16 protein-coding genes are annotated in these 23,682 nt (G+C 45.1%); 14 read left to right on the forward strand and 2 right to left on the reverse strand.

Going from position 1 to position 23,682, the window contains the following annotated elements; all coding sequences use genetic code 11:
* Window positions 1–3: 3 nt before the first annotated feature.
* Complete coding sequence (locus BQ8014_RS07135) at window positions 4–3,300, reverse strand: SusC/RagA family TonB-linked outer membrane protein (RefSeq protein WP_080903771.1); 3,297 nt, start codon at window positions 3,298–3,300, stop codon at window positions 4–6.
* 209 nt (window positions 3,301–3,509) lie between these two features.
* Complete coding sequence (locus BQ8014_RS07140; protein ID WP_234998002.1) at window positions 3,510–7,625, reverse strand: hybrid sensor histidine kinase/response regulator transcription factor; 4,116 nt, start codon at window positions 7,623–7,625, stop codon at window positions 3,510–3,512.
* Window positions 7,626–7,736: 111 nt separating this feature from the next.
* Between BQ8014_RS07140 and BQ8014_RS07145 the strand changes: the two genes are divergently transcribed.
* From BQ8014_RS07145 to murA, 14 genes are all read left to right on the forward strand, one after another.
* Window positions 7,737–9,041: a serine hydrolase gene (locus tag BQ8014_RS07145; protein ID WP_080903772.1), complete on the forward strand. Its 1,305-nt coding sequence runs from the start codon at window positions 7,737–7,739 to the stop codon at window positions 9,039–9,041.
* A gap of 199 nt (window positions 9,042–9,240) precedes the next feature.
* On the forward strand, window positions 9,241–10,380 hold the full coding sequence (locus tag BQ8014_RS07150; RefSeq protein WP_234998003.1) for an adenylyltransferase/cytidyltransferase family protein: 1,140 nt from the start codon (window positions 9,241–9,243) through the stop codon (window positions 10,378–10,380).
* A 10-nt stretch (window positions 10,381–10,390) separates the two neighbouring features.
* On the forward strand, window positions 10,391–11,272 hold the full coding sequence (gene rfbA / locus BQ8014_RS07155; RefSeq protein WP_080903773.1) for a glucose-1-phosphate thymidylyltransferase RfbA: 882 nt from the start codon (window positions 10,391–10,393) through the stop codon (window positions 11,270–11,272).
* 26 nt (window positions 11,273–11,298) lie between these two features.
* Window positions 11,299–12,372 (forward strand): GDP-L-fucose synthase family protein, encoded by a 1,074-nt coding sequence (locus BQ8014_RS07160; protein WP_080903774.1) that lies wholly within the window; start codon window positions 11,299–11,301, stop codon window positions 12,370–12,372.
* A gap of 12 nt (window positions 12,373–12,384) precedes the next feature.
* Window positions 12,385–13,536 carry a GDP-mannose 4,6-dehydratase gene (gene gmd / locus BQ8014_RS07165; RefSeq protein WP_080903775.1) on the forward strand — a complete coding sequence of 384 codons (1,152 nt, stop codon included), beginning with the start codon at window positions 12,385–12,387 and terminating at the stop codon, window positions 13,534–13,536.
* Window positions 13,537–13,647: 111 nt separating this feature from the next.
* Window positions 13,648–14,799, forward strand: coding sequence for an OmpA family protein (locus BQ8014_RS07170; protein ID WP_080905866.1), 1,152 nt, complete (start codon window positions 13,648–13,650; stop codon window positions 14,797–14,799).
* A gap of 98 nt (window positions 14,800–14,897) precedes the next feature.
* Window positions 14,898–16,295: an undecaprenyl-phosphate glucose phosphotransferase gene (locus tag BQ8014_RS07175; RefSeq protein WP_080903776.1), complete on the forward strand. Its 1,398-nt coding sequence runs from the start codon at window positions 14,898–14,900 to the stop codon at window positions 16,293–16,295.
* Window positions 16,296–16,360: 65 nt separating this feature from the next.
* Complete coding sequence (ruvX, locus tag BQ8014_RS07180; RefSeq protein WP_080903777.1) at window positions 16,361–16,783, forward strand: Holliday junction resolvase RuvX; 423 nt, start codon at window positions 16,361–16,363, stop codon at window positions 16,781–16,783.
* A 2-nt stretch (window positions 16,784–16,785) separates the two neighbouring features.
* On the forward strand, window positions 16,786–17,343 hold the full coding sequence (gene def / locus BQ8014_RS07185; protein ID WP_080903778.1) for a peptide deformylase: 558 nt from the start codon (window positions 16,786–16,788) through the stop codon (window positions 17,341–17,343).
* A 15-nt stretch (window positions 17,344–17,358) separates the two neighbouring features.
* On the forward strand, window positions 17,359–18,906 hold the full coding sequence (locus BQ8014_RS07190) for an acyl-CoA carboxylase subunit beta (protein WP_080903779.1): 1,548 nt from the start codon (window positions 17,359–17,361) through the stop codon (window positions 18,904–18,906).
* A gap of 23 nt (window positions 18,907–18,929) precedes the next feature.
* A complete protein-coding gene (locus tag BQ8014_RS07195) occupies window positions 18,930–19,262 on the forward strand; it encodes a biotin/lipoyl-containing protein (RefSeq protein WP_080903780.1) in 333 nt (110 codons plus the stop codon).
* 56 nt (window positions 19,263–19,318) lie between these two features.
* The gene (locus tag BQ8014_RS07200) at window positions 19,319–21,436 is read left to right on the forward strand and encodes a tetratricopeptide repeat protein (protein ID WP_080903781.1); all 2,118 of its coding nucleotides are present in this window, start codon (window positions 19,319–19,321) and stop codon (window positions 21,434–21,436) included.
* Between the two features lie 323 nt (window positions 21,437–21,759).
* Window positions 21,760–22,371 (forward strand): DUF4290 domain-containing protein, encoded by a 612-nt coding sequence (locus tag BQ8014_RS07205; protein ID WP_080903782.1) that lies wholly within the window; start codon window positions 21,760–21,762, stop codon window positions 22,369–22,371.
* The gene (gene murA, locus BQ8014_RS07210; RefSeq protein ID WP_080903783.1) at window positions 22,368–23,672 is read left to right on the forward strand and encodes a UDP-N-acetylglucosamine 1-carboxyvinyltransferase; all 1,305 of its coding nucleotides are present in this window, start codon (window positions 22,368–22,370) and stop codon (window positions 23,670–23,672) included. The genes BQ8014_RS07205 and murA overlap by 4 nt, the downstream gene beginning before the upstream one ends.
* The last annotated feature ends 10 nt before the right edge of the window (window positions 23,673–23,682 follow it).

Below are 23,682 nucleotides of genomic sequence, written 5' to 3' on the forward strand. Positions count from 1 at the left end.
ATTTTAAAAAGTTACATTGAGGCCGAAAGCAAATTGTTTCATCAAAGGATAAGATACGTTCGATCCGATTTCAGGATCCATTCCCGGATAATCTGTCAGGGTAAGCAGATTTTCTCCGGAAACGTAGATCCTTACTCTGTTCATTAGGGCTTTCTTAGATATTTTTGAAGGGACTGTATATCCTATTTGTATATTCCTTAACTTAACAAAAGAGGCGTCATATTCCCAAAACTCACTGCTGACTCCATTGACCCCTGCAGTTCCGAAAGTCAAACGGGGGTTGGAACCGTAAGGATTGCTATTAGGATTATCCGGATCATTCGGATCCCAGCGGTAGGCGTTTTCTGCAAATTTCTTGGGAACGCCTGCTCCTAAACCGATAGACGGGCTATTATAGCCCCCCTGATACCAGTATCTTTTAAATCCGGCGCTTCCAATCCATACCATTGACAGGTCGAATCCTTTATAGGCTGCCGATAGATTCAATCCGAAATTGTATTTGGGCAATTGGGAATTGCCTGTAAAATCCATATCATTGGAATCCCCGTAAGTACCGTCTTCGTTCCTGTCGGCGTAAATAAAATCTCCGTACCAGATACCCGTCTTGGAAACATTGTTGGTGGGAGAGAATTTATAACCTGCGGCCTGCATGGCTTGTACCCATTTTAAATCGTTTTCGGTGCGAACCATTCCGTCTTTAGGACCAGCGTTGATATCTGGAGTCCCTGTTCCTGAATAAGAGCCATTTCCCCGGTATAAAGAGCGGAGATAAGTTTCCCCTAACATGTGTCCTTCTAAGATCTGGCCTCCAAATCCTCCACGGGCCACATCGCCGATATTATTTACGTAAACGGAATTTCCGCTCTCGTCTATAACCCAACCTTTCTCCAACTTGCCCCGGTATTTATCCACTACGTTCTTGTTGTATGAAAAGTTTCCGCTGATTTGATAAGAGAAGTCGCTGATTTTATCCTGCCAGTTCAACGTGACTTCAACCCCTCTATTTGTCAATTCGGCAATATTCTGTGTCGCTGCGGCAATTGTACCGCCCGTTAAATAATTGTCGGGGGTGAAAATCATACCGCTCGTATGCTTGTTGTAATAATCGATTTCTGCGGACAATCGGTTATCCAATGTAGAAAGATCAAGTCCGATATCTGTTGTTGCTACGCTTTCCCAATGCAATAAAGGATTGCTCGATTTGTTCATGATCAGCCCTTTGCCCGGTTCTCCGTCGATTACCACATTCGTCGTTCCATATCCGGCCTGCCAATCGTAATTGCCTAATTGGTTATTCCCTACTTCTCCCCAGGAGGCTCTTAATTTCAGGTTCTGGAAGATGTGAGAGAATCGCTGCATAAAGGGTTCCTCCATCATTCTCCATCCGGCCGAAAACGAGGGGAAATATCCGCTTCTCTTATCTGGTCCGAAACGGGAAGATTCATCATATCTGAGATTCCCTTCAAACAAATACTTTGATTTATAAGCATAATTGACACGTCCAAACAGAGAACGGAGAGACCAATCGGTTTCACTGCCTGAAATCGAATTCAAGTTGACGCCTGAATTGAGTACGTGAAGATCCCAGTCCGTCATGCCCTTCTTGGATGCCGCAAACTCGTTTTCGTTATAATAACTTTGATTGTATCCGAGCAAACCTCCGATTTCATGATCTTTCTTTATCGTCGTATTATACCTTAATAAAAGATCAGCGGTATGTCTTGCCCTTTTAAAAGAAGAATAAGATATATTTTCATTTTCCAGAGCGGAACTGTTGCGCCGTACATTCTCCACGTAGTTCCACATTCCTTTTTCTACTCCCCAGGAGGAATAGTCTCCCCAGTCAGGCGCATAATTATAGGAAGCCTCGAAGTCAAAGCCGTCGAACAGCGTGATGACCGAATACAGGGTAGCATTCGCCCGGAACATTTTATCTTGTCCTTCCCGAACCATTTTTTCGAAAACATTATTGGCATTCGACGATTCTTCGTTGGTTAGCGCCGGAGCTCCCCATTTGTTGGGGCTTCCCGGATAGATACCCGGAACGGATAAAGAAAGATATTCAAATCCACGGCTGATATTTCCCAATCCTTTTTCTTGTTTTAATCCGAAAAGACGGGTTCCTAACTTCCACCATTTATAAACCTTGGCCTCCAGATTCGTCCTGAATTGGAATTTTTCAAGGCCTGAATCATCCATAATTCCTTCGTTATTCAAATAGCCGGCGGAGATTAAATAATTGAGATTGTCCGTTCCTCCCTGAACCGAAAGATTATATTCCTGTGCCATTCCGGCATTGAAAACTTCGTCGAACCAATCGGTGTTGGGATAAGCGATACGATTGGGAACTCCGTATTCATTCAATGCGTCGGGGTTTTGCTTTGCATCTCTCCAGAGCGCGATGCTTGTATCTGAATAGGGCATGGAAGAACCTATATTTCTGGCTGCTTCATTTACATATTCCATATGATCGGCATAGTCCGTTACAAAAGATAGTTTGTTAACCGGTTTTTGGAATGAAACGAAACTGTTGAATGCCACCCTCGCTTTTCCCGATCCTTTCTTGGTCGTAACTAAAATAACGCCATTGGCTGCCCTTGAACCGTAAATTGCTGTCGCGGAAGCGTCTTTTAAGATGGATATGGATTCGATATCATTCGTATTCACATTGTTCATGTCCGCTTCGAAACCATCGATCAGGACGAGTGGGTTGCTGTTATTAATCGTCGTCGTTCCTCTGACTCTCAGCGTAGCGCCGTCGTCACCCGGTTTGCTGGAGGTCTGCATTACCTGCAAGCCTGCTGATAAACCCGCCAATGCGGAGGAAGCGTTCATGACCGGCCTCCCTTCGATCTTATCGGTGAAATTAACTGTCGTAACCGAACCTGTCATATTGATCTTTTTCTGGGTTCCATATCCAACGACAACGACTTCTTCCAATAATCCGGAATCTTCTTCCAGAATGATATTGAAAGAGGTTTTCCCATTAACCGGTTCGGAATGGGTTTTATAACCCAGATAACTGATTTCTAAAATATCTCCCTTAGACACTGTCAAGGAGAAGTTTCCATCGAGATCTGCACTTGTTCCGTTCGTTGTCCCTTTCACAACGACTGTAGCGCCCAACAACGATTCGCCTTTTTTACTATGCACCGAGCCTGTAATCCTATAGGTTTGCTGTTCCACTTGGTTAACCTCTGTAATTCCGGCAAACAAAGATTGGTTAAATCCTGGAATTAAAGTTAACAATAATAAAATAGTTAGTCTTTTCAGAGACCTGAATGATAATTTTTTTTTCATGAATAATTAGATTTTATATATGTTGAGATTGAGTATCCTGTATTTTTTTACAGGAAATTTTTATTTCATGGCTTATTTTTGTTTATTAAAAATACTCTCCAAAGGTAAGTGGAACTATTGCCTACCGGCCAGAACAAATCATTCTAAAAATGTAACGATTCGTTCAATTATAGGCGTATCTTTCGTGGAAGAGCTTTAAACAGGGATTCTTATTCTTCGTCCTCAGGCTCGGAAGGGTTCCGGGATTTGTTTTTTAAATAAGTCTCATTATAATCTTTCGGATAGACTCCGAATTCTTTCAGGAAACATTTTGTGAAATAGGAGGGGGAGTTGAAGCCGACCAGATAGCAGATTTCTGTTACCTGATTGTTCTTTGCCAATAGTAATTCGGCTGCTTTTCTTAATCTTCTGATCCGGATGAAATCGTTGGGGGAAACGCCGAAGACTCCTTTGATTTTCCGGTATAAGCTGGAACGGCTCATGTTTAATGTTTCGGCAAAGTCTTCCTGGCTAAAGTCCGGATTCTGGATGTTCTTCCGGATGATCTCATTAACTTTCCGCATGAAATCATCCTCGGCTTTGGAAATAACTGCCGGGTCGGTTAGCAATAAAGGGGAGTTACGGAGTGATTCGATTATCTTTTCCTTGTTAACCAAAAGATTGCTTAAAGTAGCTAATAACAACTCATTGGAAAATGGTTTCTCGATATAGGCGTCGGCCCCTATTTCCATTCCTTCGATTTGCGCTTGCAGTCCGGTCTTTGCTGTGAGTAATACAATGGGTATATGACTGTAGTTTATGTCCGATTTTATTTTTTTGCAGAGTTCAAAGCCATCCATATTAGGCATCATGACATCGGACAAGACCAGATTAACATACTGTTTTCCCAGAACCCGGAGCGCCTTTTCTCCATCAAAAGCCAGGATAAGCGAGTAATAGGGAGTTAAAAATTTGGTGAGGTAAGAAGACAATTCCTTATCGTCCTCGACTATGAGCACGATCGGTTTTCGTTTTTCATCCTCTTTCTCCGATTCGGGCGCAACCTCTTTCTCTTCCGGGCTTTCCTGTGTGAGATGAAGGCTGTATTCCTGGATAATAGGTAAAGACAGACGGAAACGATTACAGGTGCTTATCTTGTCCATTGTCAGAAATCCTTGATGCAGTTCGGCGAAAGCACGGGATAGGGATAATCCCAAGCCGGTTCCCTGTTTTATTGTTCCCGAATGCTTATATTGTACGAAAGGCTTGAATATCTCTTCTTTTTGTTCATCCGGGACGATTGTTCCGTCATTTCCGACAAGAATGTCGAAGTATCCGTTTCCTTTTATGCTTTCCGAAAGAAGCGAAACAGACAGGTAGGTCGCTGCATTTTTGATTGCGTTGGCAAAGAGGTTGCTGATAATTTTAGTGACGGCTTCTTTATCCAACGAGGCGTAAAAATCCTTCTCGGGGAGTTCTTCTCTGAATTCCAGATGGTTCAGTTTAATTGATGGCTTAAAACGGAGTGCTGTTTCCTTTATCAGGGAAGAGACGTTACATTCCCTGAAATTTAATTGGAAACCGGCGCGTTCCATTTTCCTGAAATCGAGCAGTTGGTTTGTCAAGCCGAGTAAGTGATTGGTGTTCCGGTTTACGATATCGAGGTCTTCTTTGATTTCCTCGGGCAGGTTCTTTTTTCCAATTACATTTTCCAGCGGTGATTTTATCAAGGTTAATGGTGTCCTGATTTCATGGGCCACTTCGGTGAAGAAATCGATTTTCGCCGTATAAATTTCCCGCTCTTTTTCTTGTTCGAAGCGTTCCATCTGACGTTTCATCCTTCGCTTATGCCTCCGCCTGACTTGATTGTAAATCAAATACAAAACGCCGGCTAATAGAATAACATAAAGAATATAGGCCCAAGGGGAAAGCCACCAGGGCGGCAATATCCGGATTTGCAACGAAACGATCTTCTCTTTCCGGGGATTATCGGGATTATAGGCTTTTAAACGGAATACATAATTGCCGTGCCTAAGGTTTGAGAAATTGACCAAATGAGATTCATTGACGCGGTACCATTCTTCGTCGAATCCTTCTAGTTTATAAACATAGCGGTCGAGGCCGGGGGATTCATAGCCCAGGACGGCAAACTTGAAAGAAAACGAATTTTGCTTATAAGAGAGTGTAATCCGGTCGGAAAATGTTATGCTTTTTTTTAATGGAGATTTCGGCTCTGAGACAATCACTTTCTTGTTGAACAACAGGAAATCTGTTAAAACCAGGGGAGGCATCCGTCCATTTTTTTTCAGGGAATTGGGGTTGAATGCGATAAAGCCGTTGATGGTTCCGAAATAAAGTGTTCCGTCGGTAGCCTTCAATGCGGAGCTATAGTTGAATTGTTGGGTCGGCAGCCCGTCGGATACCGTATAATTGGTGAATTGCAATGTCTTGGTATCGAAGTGTGACAGTCCGTTATTTGTGGAGATCCAGAAGCGCCCCTTCTCATCTTCGATTATTTGGTAAACTACATCGTTCGGCAGTCCGTTAAAGGAGTTATAGGAGGTAAAAGACTCCGTCTGCGGATCAAACAAGCAAAATCCGGCTCCCTGTGTAGTCAGCCAGATATTTTTTTTGCTGTCGATAAATAGGCTTAAAATATTATTTTGAGGAAGACTGTTGGCGTTTTTTTCGTCATGGAAGTAATTGCGCCATCTGTTTTCGGCCCGGTTGAAGCAAAATAGACCGTTGATCGCCGTGGCGACATAGATGTTTCCGTCCGAATCCTCTTTAATGTCTCGGATCAGGTTTCCATTCAGTTTGGGAATTTCGGTAAAGGAGTCGGAGCGCCTGTTATATTGGTATAGTCCGCTTCCGCCTCCGATCCAGATTTCTTCTGATTGATCTTTACAGACGACATAAATGTTTTTTTCGGGGGAATAGGACAATCCTTCTTGCTCCCGGGCATTCTTTTGTATGTATCGTTTGATCTTCCGGGTAACTGTGTTCAACTTGTATAATCCCTGCGAATAGGTGCCGATCCATAACTCATTACCGTCCATACAGAGGCCATGGATGTTGGAATAAAGTTCCGCTTCATGGATGGGTTCGATCTTTTTGGTTTTCGGATCGAACCGGCTTAAACCTTTATCCTCCGTTCCGATCCAGATCGAACCGGAAGGGTCTTCACAGAACTCACGGATTCTTTTCCCTCTCAGTCCGTTCTGGGAACTGGGATAATACTTTTCAAAATAGGTGTATTGTTTAGGATAGTAATTCACTCCGCCGAAATAGGAACCAATCCAGATTCCTCCGTCCCTATCTTTATAAAGGCTGTGTATGGCATTATCCGATAGGGAATAAGGATCGTCATTGATATGAAATAAATGAGTGGGTGGCGTCCTTTTTTTATGATAGATATAGACGCCTGATTCCGAACCGATCCAAAACTCATCGGGAGTGGTTTGTATGATTTTTCTCATGAACAGCTTTTTCTCTTTACCGAAGAGTTCGGTCAGCCGGCCGGTCGACAGGTCTAAACTGACAAATCCGTTTTGGGGTAAGATAAGATATAAAAGCTGGTCTTCCCCGAAGAACATGTCGAGAATCACTTCCCCTTCAAAAAGATTCCGTCCGGGTTCCTTTTCAAAAGGCAGAATGGTTTTCATCTTGTCTTTCGTGTAGAATAACCCTCTGGAGCCCAAAGAGAACCAGATGAATCCCGAAGGATCTGTCCGTAAAAGCCTGACTTTGGAATTTCCAGGCTGTCCGTCGCCTCCGGGCAGGTACCGAAGCAGCTCTCTTCTCCGGGCGTCATAACGGAAAACGCCTTGCCCTTCCGTACTGATCCAGAAGAATCCTTCTTTATCCTGTATGATATTATTGACCGGATAGGTGATTCTTTGCCCGTCGGCGGTTTGTTCCCCGAAATCCCTAAAAGATTCGTTGTCCATATCGTAGATGAAAATGCCGTCTGTTGTTCCGATCCAAAGATTTCGATGCCCGTCTTCATAGAGGTCCGTTACGAAATTACTTCCTAAGCTATTCTTATTCCCGAGCTCTTTCTTGAATATGGTAAAAGAATACCCGTCGTATCTATTCAGCCCGTCTTTCGTCCCCAACCATATAAAACCGAGCTTGTCCTGAAAAATGCAGTTGACCGTATTTTGGGATAATCCGTTGGAAATGTCCAGTGTTCTTAAGTAATATTTTTTCTCCAGCGCTTGGGCGGCAAGTGTCATCTCCATCAAAAAAGAGAGGAACCCCAAGACTAAGACTAACCTTTTTTGTATCGGTTTTCGGATACGCATGGAAACTTTTCGTATAATATGAGGGGCAAATTTAATCAAATTGCTCAAATTTTAGGGAAGGTGATTGTTTTTTCGGTTAATTAGGCGTAGTTTTGTGGAAGGATTGAAAATCTATTTGTTGTTAATAAAGCCTTTTATTGATTATAACGTATGGTGAAAATTATTTTTTCGTTTATTTTTATTTGTTTAGGGGGTGGAATGCTTACCTTTGGGCAGGTGGCTACTGATTCGCATTTAAAGGCTATTTTGAGTGTAAACAAAGATACGCTTTTCCAACGCCTCCTGTCGGATCCGGAACATTACCGGATTCAGATTATATATACTGAGATCAATCGGGATAAAGACAACAATCCCTCTTTCAAAACCTATCGTTATCATGTGGATAAGGATTTGTATTTCAATCCCGCATCGACGGTAAAACTTCCGGTGGCCATTCTTTCTTTGCAAAAGCTGAATGAGCTGAAGGTCCCTGGCGTAGATAAATCTACTTCCCTGCTGATCGATAGTGCCCGTTCGCCTCAGACAAAACAAGGAACGGATCCTTCCTCTGAGAACGCTTATCCTTCGATTGCCCACTTTATTAAAGAAGCATTATTGATCAGTGAAAACAATCCTTATACGCGTATGTATGAGTTTCTGGGGCAGAAATATCTGAATAGCGAATTGTGGAAGAGAGGATATTCGGACGTCCGGATCATCCGGCGGTTTGCTCCGAATTTCACGGAAGAAGGGAACCGTTATACCAATCCGATGCGTTTTATCGATTCAAATGGTTCCGTTTTATATGCTCAGCCGGAAACCTATTCCGATTTGATATTTGATTTCCCGAAAGAACCTGTTTTGTTGGGGAAAGCTCATTGGGACAACAACGATAGTGTTATCTATACTCCCATGGATTTTACCAAACAAAATAATTTGCCTCTCCAATCGCTGCACGATATGCTAAAGGCCGTTCTGTTTCCTGCTTCAACTCCGGAGAACCGGCGATTTAATCTGAAGGATTCGGATTATCACTTTCTCTATCAATACCTTTCCCAGTTTCCCGGAGAGACCAACTATCCTAAATATGACCGGGAAAAATACTCTGACAGTTATGTGAAATTCTTTTTTAGTGACAGTGCGCAACATCCCCTTCCGGAGGGAGTGAGGGTCTTTAATAAAGTCGGTTGGTCCTATGGGTTTATGACGGATGTTTCTTATGTTGTGGATTTTAAAAACAAAATCGAATATATGCTGGCGGCAACTGTATATGTCAATGAAGACGATGTTATTAATGATGGCATTTATGAGTATGATACGGCGGGAAGGCCTTTCTTATATCAGTTGGGACAAACGGTCTACCAATATGAACTGAAGAGGAAAAGAACGATTATTCCCGACTTATCTGATTTTGTTATTCTTTATGAAAAACGGGTTCCCGACAATCGTCCGGTAATTTCTTCCGCGGCCAATTAAAGTCTTACAATCCAATAGGCCGACCTCCTCCCTGGGTGCCTTGGCTGTATCTTTCTTTTTGTTAGGCTTTTCTATCTCTTCTTTTTTGTCGGACAGTAGTGTAAAACTATATTCATACTCTTGGGCTTTTCAAGGTATCCTTACTTTTTTTTCCTATTTTTGTGGCTCTGATGCATATATTTCAGAAAGATCAGGAAGAATGGAAAAAATGAAGAAAGTCTTTGTGAGCGGGTGTTATGATATGCTGCATAGCGGGCATGTCGCCTTCTTTGAGGAAGCTGCCCGGCTGGGCGAGTTATATGTCGGAGTTGGTTCCGATAAGACTATTTATGAGCTGAAGGCACGTAAGACAATCAATACGGATGAGGAAAGGTTGTATATGGTGAAAGCCCTGAAGGTGGTGAAAAACGCTTGGATCAACAAGGGGAACGGGGTACTGGACTTTGAAGCCGAGTTGAAGGAGCTGAAGCCGGATATCTTCTTTGTGAATACCGACGGCCATTCTCCGATGAAAGAACAATTATGCAAAGAGCTGGGGATTGAATACGTGGTCAGCCAACGGATTCCCCATGCCAATTTGCCGGCCCGCTCTACAACCGCTTTGCGGAAAGAATGCCGGATCCCTTACCGTATCGACTTGGCGGGCGGATGGCTGGACCAACCGTATGTCAGCAAATACTATCCCGGCGCTGTCTTGACTATCAGCATCGAACCGGATTATGAATTCAACGACCGGAGCGGCATGTCGACCAGCTCGCGGAAAAAGGCGATCGAGTTATGGCAAACGGATATTCCCGAGGGTGACAAAATCAAGCTGGCGCGCACTTTGTTCTGCTTTGAGAATCCTCCGGGAACGCAGTATGTCAGCGGTTCGCAAGACTCGTTGGGCATTGTCCTTCCCGGGTTGAACCGGTTGATGTATGACGGTGGCTATTGGCCGGAATCCATCGAGTCGGAGGTAGATCCGGATTTGTTGGGATGGGTGGAAAAACGCCTTTGGTTAATACCTCTTTTCCCTCGCCGGGCGGGATTCGATGTGTTGGAAGAAGTTTGTGTGGATGAAGCCGGTGTAAAGGCCTTAAGCCGGGCCGCCGATGATTGTTGGGAGGGCATCTGCTCCCGGGATATCCGTAAATGGGGAGAGGCTTCAGTGAGAAGTTTCGAGGCGCAGATCAGCATGTTTCCCCGGATGGTTTCTCCGGAGATACTGGAAATCCTGTCCAAATATAAATCGCGGGTCTATGGATGGAAAATGACCGGCGCCGGCGGCGGAGGCTATCTTGTTTTCATCAACGAGAAACCGATAGAGAATGCAATGCAAATAAGAATCAGACGATAAAAAAAATACCATGAAAGGAATCGTTTTAGCCGGAGGCTCCGGCACCCGTTTGTATCCGATTACGAAGGGAGTTTCTAAACAGTTGCTCCCGATCTATGACAAGCCGATGATTTATTATCCGATATCGGTGCTGATGCTGGCTGGTATCCGGGAGATCCTCATCATATCGACCCCGCAGGATCTGCCGGGATTTCGCCGGCTTTTGGGCGACGGGTCGGACTATGGGCTGAGCTTCGAATATGCCGAGCAACCGTCGCCCGACGGGTTGGCCCAGGCATTTATTATCGGAGCGGACTTTGTCGGTGGTGAGTCTGCCTGCCTGGTGTTAGGCGATAATATCTTTTACGGGCGGAGTTTTACGGCGATGCTGAAAGAGGCTGTCGCCAATGCGGAAAAAGAGCAAAAGGCGACCGTCTTCGGCTACTATGTGAATGATCCCGAACGATACGGCGTGGCCGAATTTGATGAAGACGGAGTCGTCTTAAGCATAGAAGAGAAACCGGAAAGTCCGAAATCCAATTACGCCGTAGTCGGACTTTATTTTTATCCGAACAAGGTATTAGACGTAGCGAAAGAAATAAAACCTTCCGCGAGAGGTGAGTTGGAAATCACGACCGTCAACCAGCAGTTTCTGAAAGACAAGGCCTTAAGGGTTAAACTCTTGGGTCGTGGATTTGCCTGGTTAGATACGGGGACGCATGATTCGTTGTCGGAAGCCTCTACTTTTGTGGAAGTGATAGAAAAGAGGCAAGGGCAGAAGATAGCCTGTCTCGAAGAGATAGCCTTTAACCAAGGCTGGATTGATGAGAAGCGGTTGGAGAATATTGCTTTGACGATGATTAAGAATCCCTACGGACAATATTTGATGAAATTAGCCAAGGGAAATCAGTAAAACGAGAAAATTAATAAATAGGAAAAATGGAAAAAGAAAGCAAGATCTTTGTTGCCGGGCATAGGGGATTGGTAGGCTCCGCCATACTGAAAAACCTTAGGAGCAAAGGATATGATCATTTCGTTTTGCGAACGCATGACGAATTGGATCTGACTGACCAGCGGGCGGTGGAGACGTTCTTTGAGGAAGAGAAACCTGATTATGTCTTTCTGGCGGCGGCACATGTAGGCGGCATTCTAGCGAATAGCCGTTACCGCGGGGATTTTATTTATCTGAACCTGATGATTCAGAATAATGTCATCCATGCTTCTTACCGCCACCGGGTGAAAAAACTTTTATTTCTGGGCAGTACCTGCATATACCCGGGAGAGGCTCCTCAGCCTATGCCGGAAGACTGCCTGCTGACTTCCCCGCTGGAATATACTAACGAACCTTATGCAATCGCCAAGATCACGGGAATAAAAATGTGTGAGAGTTATAATTTGCAATACGGCACGAATTATATTTCCGTCATGCCGACCAACCTCTACGGCCCCAATGACAATTTCAATCTGGAGACTTCCCATGTGCTGCCGGCCATGATCCGGAAAATCCATCTGGCGCATAGCCTGAACCGAGGCGACCGGGAGGCTGTCCGGAAAGACCTGAACGCCCGTCCGGTGGAAGGCGTTACGGGGGAATCGACGGAAAAGGAAATGGAGGAAATCCTGTCCAAATACGGGATTCATAAGTCGGGGGTCGATCTTTGGGGAACCGGAGAACCTCTGCGGGAATTTCTGTGGAGCGAAGATATGGCGGATGCCTGCGTTTATATTATGGAGCGGGTTGATTTTGATGACTTGAAGCCGGCGCAAGGCCCAGTACGGAATACACATATAAATATAGGTACCGGTTTGGAGTTGAGTATACGGGAGCTGGCTTACCTGATCCGGGACGAGATCCGGTTTGGCGGTGAAATCCGCTTTGACGCTTCCAAGCCGAACGGTACGCTTCGCAAATTGACGGACGTAACGAAGCTGCATGATTTAGGTTGGAGCCACTCTGTTGAAATAAAAGAGGGAATCGACCGTTTATATAAATGGTATCTGCAAAATCAATAAAAAAAAGAAACAATGAGCAAAGTCGCATTAATAACCGGCATAACGGGACAGGATGGTGCCTATCTGGCGGAATATCTGATTAAAAAAGGCTATCAGGTACATGGAATCAAACGCCGTTCCTCGATGTTCAATACCGAACGGATCGATCATCTATACCAGGATCCCCATGAGGTGAACCGAAATCTGATCTTGCATTATGGGGATCTGACGGACAGCCTGAACCTGACGCGTATCATCGGGGAGATTCAGCCTGATGAAATTTATAACCTGGCTGCGATGAGCCATGTCAAAGTCAGCTTCGATACCCCTGAATATACGGCCAATGCGGACGGGCTAGGGGTCTTGCGCATACTGGAGGCGGTACGCTTGCTCAAGCTGACGGAAAAGACGCGCATTTACCAGGCGTCTACTTCCGAATTATACGGATTGGTGCAGGAAGTTCCGCAAAAAGAAACGACGCCGTTTTATCCGAGAAGCCCCTATGCCGTCGCCAAGCTATATGGCTACTGGATTACTGTAAATTATCGGGAAGCCTACGGGATGCACGCTTCCAACGGAATCTTGTTTAACCACGAATCTCCCTTAAGGGGAGAAACTTTTGTTACTCGCAAAGTAACGCGTGCCGTTGCCCGGATCGCCTTGGGCATCCAGCAAAAGGTATATATGGGGAACCTGTCGTCCAAACGGGATTGGGGCCATGCCAAGGATTATGTCCGGGCGATGTATTTGATCCTTCAGCAGGACGAACCTTCCGATTATGTGATTGCGACCGGGATAACGACTACGATTCGTGATTTTATACGGTTAGCCTTTCAGGAAATCGGATTGGAGGCTGAATTCAAAGGAGAAGGCGTGGACGAGATTGCTTGCTTGTCCGCTGTGAATGAATCTGTTTTCAATCAAAAGATAGGAGAGGCTTACTTGGAATCCATCAGAAAAAGAATTGGTGAAACGCTTGTAGGCGTTGATCCTCAGTATTTTCGGCCGACGGAAGTGGATTTGTTATTGGGCGATGCCACGAAAGCCCGCACGATTTTAAGTTGGGAACCTCGATACTCGCTTTTGGATTTAATACAGGATATGATGCTCTCTGATGTGAAATTAATGAAAAAAGAATCCTATTTAAAGAAAGGTGGGTATCAAATTTTGAACTATTTTGAGTGATAATGGGAACAATTTACGAAAAAGGTTTGTTGTAATATAAAAAAGCGTTACTTTTGCCGAGAGTTAGCTGCTTATGTGAGTTATGAAATGTTTAATCAAAAAATGTATAATATGAAGACTAAGGTTTTACTTTTCGCATTACTGTCTGGATTTATATTTTCTGCATCTGCACAGGAATATAAACCTCAAATTGGCTTTAGCACTGAAAACGGGTCTAAGACGAATTTCAAAAAAAATAAAGCGGGCGATAATTGGTTTATTACTTTGGGTGGCGGTGCTTCCATTTTTATTGGTGATCAAAACAAGGAAGCTGATTTTGTTAATCGGTTGAACATTCTTCCTCAAGTATCCTTTGGAAAATGGTATAATCCTTATTTGGGAGGACGTATTCAATTACAAGGCGGATCTCTTCATGGATTCGTAGGAGATAATGCAGAAGTAATGCAACATAAGAAATTCTTTAATGCCCATGCAGATTTGTTATGGGATATTACTAATTTCTGGGCTCCTTATAATGAAGCAAAAGTATTCCGTTTCATTCCTTTCGTCGGTTTGGGATATGCTGTTAACTCCGGTAAGGTTTCCGGTGGTGTAGACTACCGCAGATCCGAATCTCCTTCCATCAACTTCGGTGCAATCGCAGCTTTCCGTTTAAGCAAGCGTATTGACTTGAATCTGGAAGCTCAGGGAGCTTTGCTGGGCGAACACTTCAATCGTATTGACATGGGACATGAAGAAGACGGTTTTGCCGCTGTTACTTTAGGTTTGAATTTCAAACTTGGCAAAACAGACTTCGAAGTTCTTCAACCGATGGATTACGATCTGTTAAACGATTTGAATTCCAAGATTAATGCTTTACGTTCTGAGAACGAAGAATTGGGCAAACGTCCGGAATCTTGCCCGGAATGTCCTCCTGCAGCAGCTGCTATTGTTGAAAACAATTATATTGAGAATGTGGTTTACTTCCGCTTAAACAGCGCTAAGATTGACAAGAACCAGGAGATCAATATCTTCAACACTTCCGAGTTCGTTAAGAAGAATAGTACTCCGATCAAGGTCGTTGGTTATGCCGACAAGAAAACAGGTACATCTGATTATAACCTGAAACTTTCAGAAAGACGTGCAAGAGCCGTTGCAAAAGAATTGATCGAAAAGTACGGCATTTCTTCCAATCAGATTACTATCGAATGGAAAGGTTCGGATGTTCAGCCTTATGCTGAAAATAATTGGAACCGTGTAGTCGTAATGTCTGCAAATGAATAATTGAAATTTTAAATTTAAAATATAAAAAAGGCTGCACAGGTGTGTAGCCTTTTTTATTACGCAAAATATTGCTTATTTTTGCAGTCAGATTTAACTCTATGGATCTAAACAGAAAACAAGGATATCTTATCCAATGGCTTGTTGGCATGGGAGATTTAATTGTATTGAATCTTCTTTTTTTTGCTGTTTATTATGGCATGGGAGATTATTATACTCATGCTATATCCCGTAATTTAAGAGAAGTCGTTCTCCTGTTGAATTTCTGTTATTTCTTTGCTTTGTATTTTGTACCGATTCAGGTGCATATGGCGGTTGTCTTCATTGATAAGATAGTACAACGATCTTTTACGCTGATTACTTTCCAGACCTTTCTGTTCGCAACCTGCCTCATCTTTTTGAATGTCGGATACCAACTGAGAACCTTCCTGGTCGTTTACTTCGTTTCCGCTATTATCGTTTTTTCTTTTTGGAGAGTACTCCTGCGCATTTGCCTGAAATTCTATAGAAGGAAAGGATACAACTTAAAGAGTGTGATTATTGTCGGTGCTGGTAAGAACGGTATGGAGCTTTACCGGGTGATGAAAGACGATCTTTCCTATGGCTTTCGGATCCTTGGCTTTTTTGATGATAATTATGCGTTGAAAGATGTGTTGCCGAATTATCTGGGGCTGACGCATGAGGTGGAATCATTTGTCCTGAAGAATGAAGTGGACGAGATTTACTGTACGCTTCCCGGAAGTAATAGCGAGAAAATCTCCCAGCTATTGAATTTTGCCGAAAAACATATGGTTCGTTTTTATATCATTCCGGATGTATACCGGAATGTGAAGCGGAGTATGATTTTGGAGTTGATGGATACGATCCCGATGCTGACAATCCGGCGCGAACCTTTGCAATCAGCCTACAACCGCTTTATCAAACGGGTGTTCGATATAGTTTTCTCTACAATTGTCTTATTGACCGTCTATCCGCTTTTGTACATCATCGTTGGAATCCTGATTAAGCTGAGCTCCAAGGGGCCGGTCATATTCAAGCAAAAGCGCACCGGCTTGTACGGCCATGAATTTGATTGTTATAAATTCCGGACAATGCAAGTGAACGAGGCGGCGGATATTTTACAGGCTGTAAAAGACGACCCCCGTACCACACATATCGGCAGCTTCCTTAGGAGAACCAATCTGGATGAAATTCCCCAGTTCGTCAATGTTTTCAGAGGAGAGATGTCTGTGGTAGGCCCCCGTCCCCATATGCTGAAACATACCGAACAATATTCCTTTCTGATTGATAAATACATGGTGCGCCATTTGGTCAAACCGGGAGTAACTGGATGGGCCCAAGTGACCGGTTACAGGGGTGAGACAAAGACCTTGGAACAGATGGAAGGACGTGTCAAGCGGGATGTCTGGTACCTTGAAAACTGGTCCTTCTTCTTGGATCTGAAGATTATTGTTGTGACTGTGATCAATATGTTCAGGGGAGAAAAGAATGCTTACTGATATTCTCCTGCACACTTTTCCCTTAAGTGTGTAGGTTTTCCCTTTTTTCACTATCTTTGCAACGCGTGGGAAGAATAATAGCAATAGATTATGGGCGGAAACGTACCGGATTAGCGGTAACGGATATTCTGAAAATGATAGCCAACGGATTGACTACTTTGCCGAGCGGAGAAGTGGTCGCCTTTCTTGCGGATTATATTTTGAAAGAACCGGTCGATAAAATGGTGGTGGGCTTCCCTAAGCAAATGAATAATGAACCATCTGAAAATATGAAATATGTCGCCTCTTTTGTGACCCATTTGAAAAGGACTTTTCCACAGATCCCCGTAGAGTACTATGACGAGCGCTTTACTTCGGTACTTGCAAAGCAGGCAATGCTTGACGGCGGAATGAAAAAGAAGAAAAGACAGGAGAAAGGACGGGTGGACGAAATCAGCGCCGTGATCATATTGCAGAGTTATTTAGAAAGCATAAAAAACAGATTTTAAACATGATTTTACCTATTTATTTATATGGACAACCGGTACTGAGGAAGCCGACGGAGGAAATAGATCGGAACTATCCAAATATAAAACAGCTGATTACGGATATGTTCGATACGATGTATCATGCCGACGGAATAGGACTGGCAGCGCCTCAGGTAGGATATTCCATCCGTGTACTTGTCATCGACGCTTCGGTTATGGGGGATGACTATCCGGAATGCAAGGATCTGAAGCGGGCGATGATTAACCCGGACATTATCGAGAAAAGTGACGACGAAATAGTTATGGAAGAAGGCTGCCTCAGCTTTCCCGGTTTGCACGAAAAGGTGTCGAGAGCCCGTACGATACGTATCCGCTATCTGGACGAGAACTTTGAGGAGAAAGAAGAATTCTTTGACGGCTTTGCCGCCCGGGTCGTGCAGCATGAATGCGAACATCTGGAAGGACGCGTATTTATCGATAATCTTTCCACTATGCGCAAACAAATGGATAAAGGCAAATTAAATAATATTATTAAAGGTAATACTGCTTGTTCCTACCGGACAAAGGCAGTCGGTAAATAATTAATATTCTACATAATGGCTGATTTAAAACAAGAAATTCAAACACTCCGCCAGAAAAAGGCTAAACTTGAATTGGGCGGAGGTGAAGCTGCTATTGAAAAACAGAAATCAATCGGTAAATTAACGGCGCGCGAGCGGATCCATGCCCTGCTGGATGAAGGTTCTTTCCAGGAGTACGATCTTTTTATCAAGCATGACGGCCGTGATTTCGGAATGGAGAAAAAAGAACTTGCCGCAGACGGCGTAGTGACGGGTACCGGGACGATCCATGGAGAGCCTGTTTGCATCTATGCACAGGATTTTACCGTATCGGGAGGCTCGTTGGGCTTGCAGCACGCGCGGAAGATTACTAAAATAATGGACATCGCATTGAAGATGAAATGTCCCTTGATAGGTATCAACGATTCCGGCGGTGCACGCATTCAGGAAGGCGTGGGCGCTTTAGCCGGTTACGGGGAAATCTTTTACCGCAATACAATTGCTTCAGGTGTCATCCCCCAGATTTCCCTTATCCTCGGCCCTTGCGCCGGAGGCGCGGTCTATTCTCCCGCTTTGACTGACTTTGTTTTTGTGGTCGAGAATATTTCGAAAATGTTCATTACCGGGCCGAACGTGATTAAAACGGTATTAGGAGAAGATATTTCCATGGAAGACCTGGGAGGCGCCCGTGTACATGCCGAAATTACCGGAAATGCCCATTTCTATGCCTTGACGGAAGTAGAGTGTTTCGATCAGGTAAAGAAACTGCTCAATTACATCCCTTCGAGTAATGAATTAAAAGCAAAGGCGGTAGAGCCTGCAGAACCGGTAACGGAACTGAATATAGAAGACGTTGTTCCCTCTGATCCCCGCCAGCCTTATGATGTCCGGGACGTGATCAAATGCATCACCGATCGCTCCGAATTTTTTGAAATCCAGGAGTTATGGGCGGCAAATATCGTAATCGGTTTTGGCCGTATGGGAGGCCAGACCATCGGCTTCGTCGCCAATCAACCGAAGGTATTGGCCGGAGTGCTGGACTGCGACAGTGCAGACAAGGCCGCCCGTTTCATACGTTTCTGTGATTCCTTTAATATTCCGATCGTCACTTTGGAAGATATGCCGGGTTATCTGCCGGGTGTCGACCAAGAACATGCCGGCGTGATCCGCCACGGAGCGAAAGTCCTTTACGCCTATTCTGAGGCGACTGTTCCCAAGATCACGGTTATTCTCCGTAAGGCTTATGGCGGAGGGTATATCGCCATGAATTCCCGCCATCTGGGTGCCGATTCCTTGTTTGCCTGGCCGATTGCCGAAATTGCCGTGATGGGCCCGGAAGGAGCCGCTAACATCATTTTCAGGAAGGAGATCGAAGGAGCGGAGGATAAAGACGCCATGCGTGAAGAGAAGGTAAAAGAATATACGGATAAATTCGCCAACCCGTATGTCGCAGCCGGCCGGGGTTTTGTGGATGCGGTCATCGAGCCGAAAGAAACACGCTCTGTTTTGCTTCAGGCACTGAAATTTGCCGAAACCAAGAGTGAAGACCGTCCGAAGAAGAAACATGGGTTGCCTCCGTTTTAATTCATTTAATCGTATCTATTTACATGGAAGAAAAAATAAACGGGAAAGAGTGGGCTAATTTCCCACTCGAGGATGACGTCTATAAAACGCTCCTTACAAAAAAGTTTAAAAATCGGGAAGTCTGGCATAAGCCGGTGGTGGGAGAAATCCTGTCCAGTTTGCCCGGAACCGTATTGACGGTGACGGCCATTGTCGGCGCTTCTGTAAAGGCAGGAGACCTGCTTTTGATTCAGGAAGCGATGAAAATGCAGAATCGGATTCTGGCTCCGTTCGACGGGGTTGTGAAAGAATTAGATGTGAAAGAAGGTGATAAAATCGGAAAGAATCATTTGATGGCGAAAATAGAGCCGAAATAAAAGATTATTTCTTTATTTTTGTTGCCGTTACAATAGATAAACAGGCGGCGACAAAAATGAGAAAAATAATCATCTCCTTTCTTTTTCAAATCTGTATCTGTGCGACTTTTGCGCAAGTCAATACGGATCGTGTCTTGGCGATAGGACGTAATGCTTTATACTTTGAGGATTACGTCCTGTCGATCCAATATTTCAACCAGGTCATCAAAGCAAAGCCCTGGATTGCGGAGCCCTACTTCTATCGGGCCGTGGCCAAACTGAACCTGGATGATTATAAGGGTGCCGAAGAAGACTGTACATTATGTCTTGAGCGGAACCCTTTTTACGTACAGGCCTATTATGCCCGTGGCATCGCCCGTCAAAGCCTCGAAATATACGACCTTGCTATCCAGGATTACAAGAAAGGCTTGGAATTCAGGCCGAACGACCGCCAGATGATGGTCAACCAGGCGGTCGCCTATATTCAGAAAAAAGACTACAAGGAAGCGGGAACCCTTTTTGAGGAACTGATCAAGAACTATCCCAAAGACGCAATGAGCTATCTGACGCGGGGAGCGATGTACCTGGAAACCGGAGATACGGTCAAAGCGTTGGGCGACTATGACAAGGCGATCGAAATAGACCCATATTATGCACCTAGCTACGGCAATCGAGCTATCATCCTCTTTCAACAAAGCAACCTGAAGGGAGCTCTGGCTGATTTGAACGAGGCGATCCGTCTGAACAGCCGCGAGAGCGGTTACTTCATCAACCGCGGTTTGGTACGCTATCACATGAACGACTTGCGCGGGGCGATGAGCGATTACGACCAGGTGATCACAATGGATAAGCAGAACCTGATAGCCCGCTTTAACCGAGGGCTGCTCCGTTTTCAGGTGGGAGACAACAACCGGGCGATCGAGGACTTTAGCGTCGTGATCGAACTGGAACCGGATAATTACATGGCTTATTACAACCGCGCCCTACTAAACCTGGAAGTAGGAGATTACCGGGGAGCTGTCAGCGATTTTGATGTCGTACTGAAACAATATCCGAACTTTCTGCCGGGCTATTACAGCCGCTCCGAAGCTAAGCGGAAGATGAACGATGCCGTCGGGGCCGACCGGGATTACTGGACGGCCGTTGACATGGAACAGGAAATGAATAAAAAAAAGGGAACGAAGAAGGGTGGAACATCCGGAACGGCTTCCTCCAATGCTACGGCACAAGCGGGCAGCGATGAGAAGACCCGCGAGCAGTCGGATAATAACATAGAAAAGTTTAACCGCTTGGTTGTCTACGACAAGGAAGAAGAACGGAAAAGCAAATACAATAGTGAGATCCGCGGACGCGTCCAGGACCGGAATGTGCGCATAGACATCGAACCTCAGTTCATCCTCACCTATTACGAGCGTCCCGATCAGGTCAAGGCGTTGGTCTACTACGACAAGTCGATGGAAGATTTCAACAACCGAATGGTGTTGCCCCGCCAGTTACGCCTAACCAATCAGGAGGCAGCGCTGACGGAAGCCCAAATTGCCTCCCATTTTGCTTCCATTAATGAATTCTCCTCAAAAATTGAACAAGACCCGTCCAATCCTGATTACTATTTCGGGCGGGCATTGGACTATATGCTAGTGCAGGATTTCGCTGAAGCTATAAGGAATTACGACAAGACGATCGAACAGGATTCGAGCTATATGCTGGCCTATTTCAATCGCGCGGTAGTCCGTTACAAGCAATTGGAATACACCCAGTCCCAGTTGCCGGCCTCTGACGACTATGCCTCCGGGGTCATCGACCTGAATGCGAAGCCCAATGTTATACAGAGCGGAGCGCCGTCGGTTGTGAATGATCCGGCCTCTGGCATGTTGAAAGATAATACCCGGGCGTATGAGCATGAAAAAATCATCAGGGACTATGACAAGGTCATTCAACTGAATCCCGGTTTTGTCTACGCTTATTTCAATCGGGGGAATATCCGTTGTTCCCAACGCGATTTCCGGGCGGCCATTCTCGATTATAACGAGGCGATTCTCCGTGATCCCGACTTTGCCGAAGCCTATTTCAACCGGGGACTGGCGCGCTTGTCGCAGGGAGACGCCAACCGGGGGATTGCCGATTTAAGCAAGGCCGGCGAATTAGGCATCATCAACGCTTACAGCATAATCAAACGGATGACGACTTCCGAATAAAAGGCTTCTTCCTTTTACATGTCGGGGCACAGGCAAAACGTTGCCGGGGCAACCTCTCTTTGCTGCCATTTCAGCGGCGGTTCTATTTTTGACGATGGTTGACCTGGTGACTAACCTTGGTTAACCTGGTGACTAACCTTGGTCAACCTGGTGGCCCACCTTGGTGAAAAATAGATGGGGCACGCATTCGACATGGAAACCAGTGCGTAGCGATGCCGTTTTCCCGCTATGGATCGGCAAAAATAAATGCTTGAATGGAAAAGTCCTGTTTTGGTAAATCAATAATAATAACTATCTTTGCAAGATATAATATACACGACAGAATGGATTATAATACAAACGAAAAACGATTGGTTTTGCCTGAATATGGCCGTAATATACAGAATATGGTAGATTATTGCCTGACGATTCAGGATCGCGAAGAACGTAAAAAATGCGCGAATACTATTATTAATATTATGGGAAACATGTTTCCTCATTTACGCGACGTAAACGACTTCAAGCATATCCTATGGGACCACCTGGCTATTATGGCCGATTTTAAACTGGATATCGACTATCCATACGAAATTATAGAGAAGGAAAATTTACATACACGCCCTCCCCGTATTCCTTATAACTCTTCACGCATCCGCTACCGCCATTACGGACGGACATTGGAGATGATGATCCAGAAGGCTGTAGAGTTGGAAGACGGAGAAGAAAGGGATGCTTTAATCCGTTTGCTGGCCAATCATATGAAGAAATCTTTTATGGCGTGGAACAAAGAGTCTGTAGATGACCGCAAAATCTTAAGTGACCTGGCGGAATTGTCTGAGGGTAAGATCACCTTAAATGAAGAATCCTATAAATTGATTGAAAACCGGGATATCTTGAACCGGAACAACGTAACTCCCAATAACAATAAGAAAAATTACGCACGTAAAGGCAGATGAGTTCATTCATTATAGAAGGCGGTCACCGGCTTTCAGGGGATATCTATCCGCAAGGGGCTAAAAATGAGGCCTTGGAAGTGATTTGTGCAGTCTTGCTGACTCCTGAACCGGTTACGATTCATAATGTGCCCGATATTCTGGATGTGAACAACCTGATCGGTTTGCTGCGTGAAATGAAAGTGAAAGTCGAACCCCTGGGGGCAGGCAGCTACCGCTTTCAGGCCGACACGGTGGATATGGAGTATCTGAACTCTGAGAAATTTGCCCGGAAAAGCGGCTCGCTAAGGGGATCGGTCATGATTATCGGGCCGTTGCTGGCCCGCTTTGGCAAGGCGGTTCTCCACAAAATCGGAGGTGATAAGATCGGCCGGCGCCGCCTGGACATCCATTTTATTGGCATCCAGAAGCTGGGCGCCACCTTCCGATATGATCCCGATAGGAAGCTGTATGACATTGAAGCTCCGCATCTGAGGGGAACTTATATGCTGTTGGAGGAAGCTTCCGTCACCGGGACGGCCAATATATTGATGACAGCCGTACTCGCCGAAGGGATGACTACCATTTATAATGCCGCCTGCGAGCCTTATATCCAACAACTTTCAGCTATGCTGATCCGGATGGGCGCTCATATTTCCGGCGTCGGTTCCAACCTTTTGACCATCGAAGGGGTGAAATCGCTGGGAGGCGCGACGCATACTATCCTGCCGGACATGATCGAAGTCGGCAGCTTTATCGGAATGGCTGCCATGACAGGTTCGGATATTACCATCAAGGATGCAGGATACGGTAAACTGGGGATTATTCCCGACTCCTTCCGCCGCTTGGGCATCACTATAGAACAGGTAGGGGATGATATTCATATCCCGACTCATGAATTTTACGAAATCGATACCTTTATGGACGGGTCGATTCTTACCATAGCCGACGCTCCCTGGCCGGGGTTAACTCCCGACTTGCTGAGTGTTTTCCTGGTCGTGGCCACCCAGGCGATCGGAAGCGTATTGATTCACCAGAAGATGTTTGAAAGCCGTCTCTTCTTTGTCGATAAACTGATTGACATGGGGGCGCAGATTATCCTTTGTGATCCGCACCGGGCGACGGTAATCGGACTTGGAAAACGGTTTAAGCTCCGGGGCGCAAGGATGGTGTCGCCGGATATCCGCGCCGGCATTTCGTTGCTGATCGCCGCCTTGAGTGCGGAAGGCATCAGCCGTATCGATAATATTGAGCAGATCGACCGAGGCTATCAGGATGTGGACAAACGGTTGAATCTTATCGGAGCACGAATTACAAGATGCTAAAAACAAAAGG

Origin of the sequence: Parabacteroides sp. Marseille-P3160 (assembly GCF_900162725.1) — a bacterium.
Taxonomy (GTDB): Bacteria; Bacteroidota; Bacteroidia; order Bacteroidales; family Tannerellaceae; genus Marseille-P3160.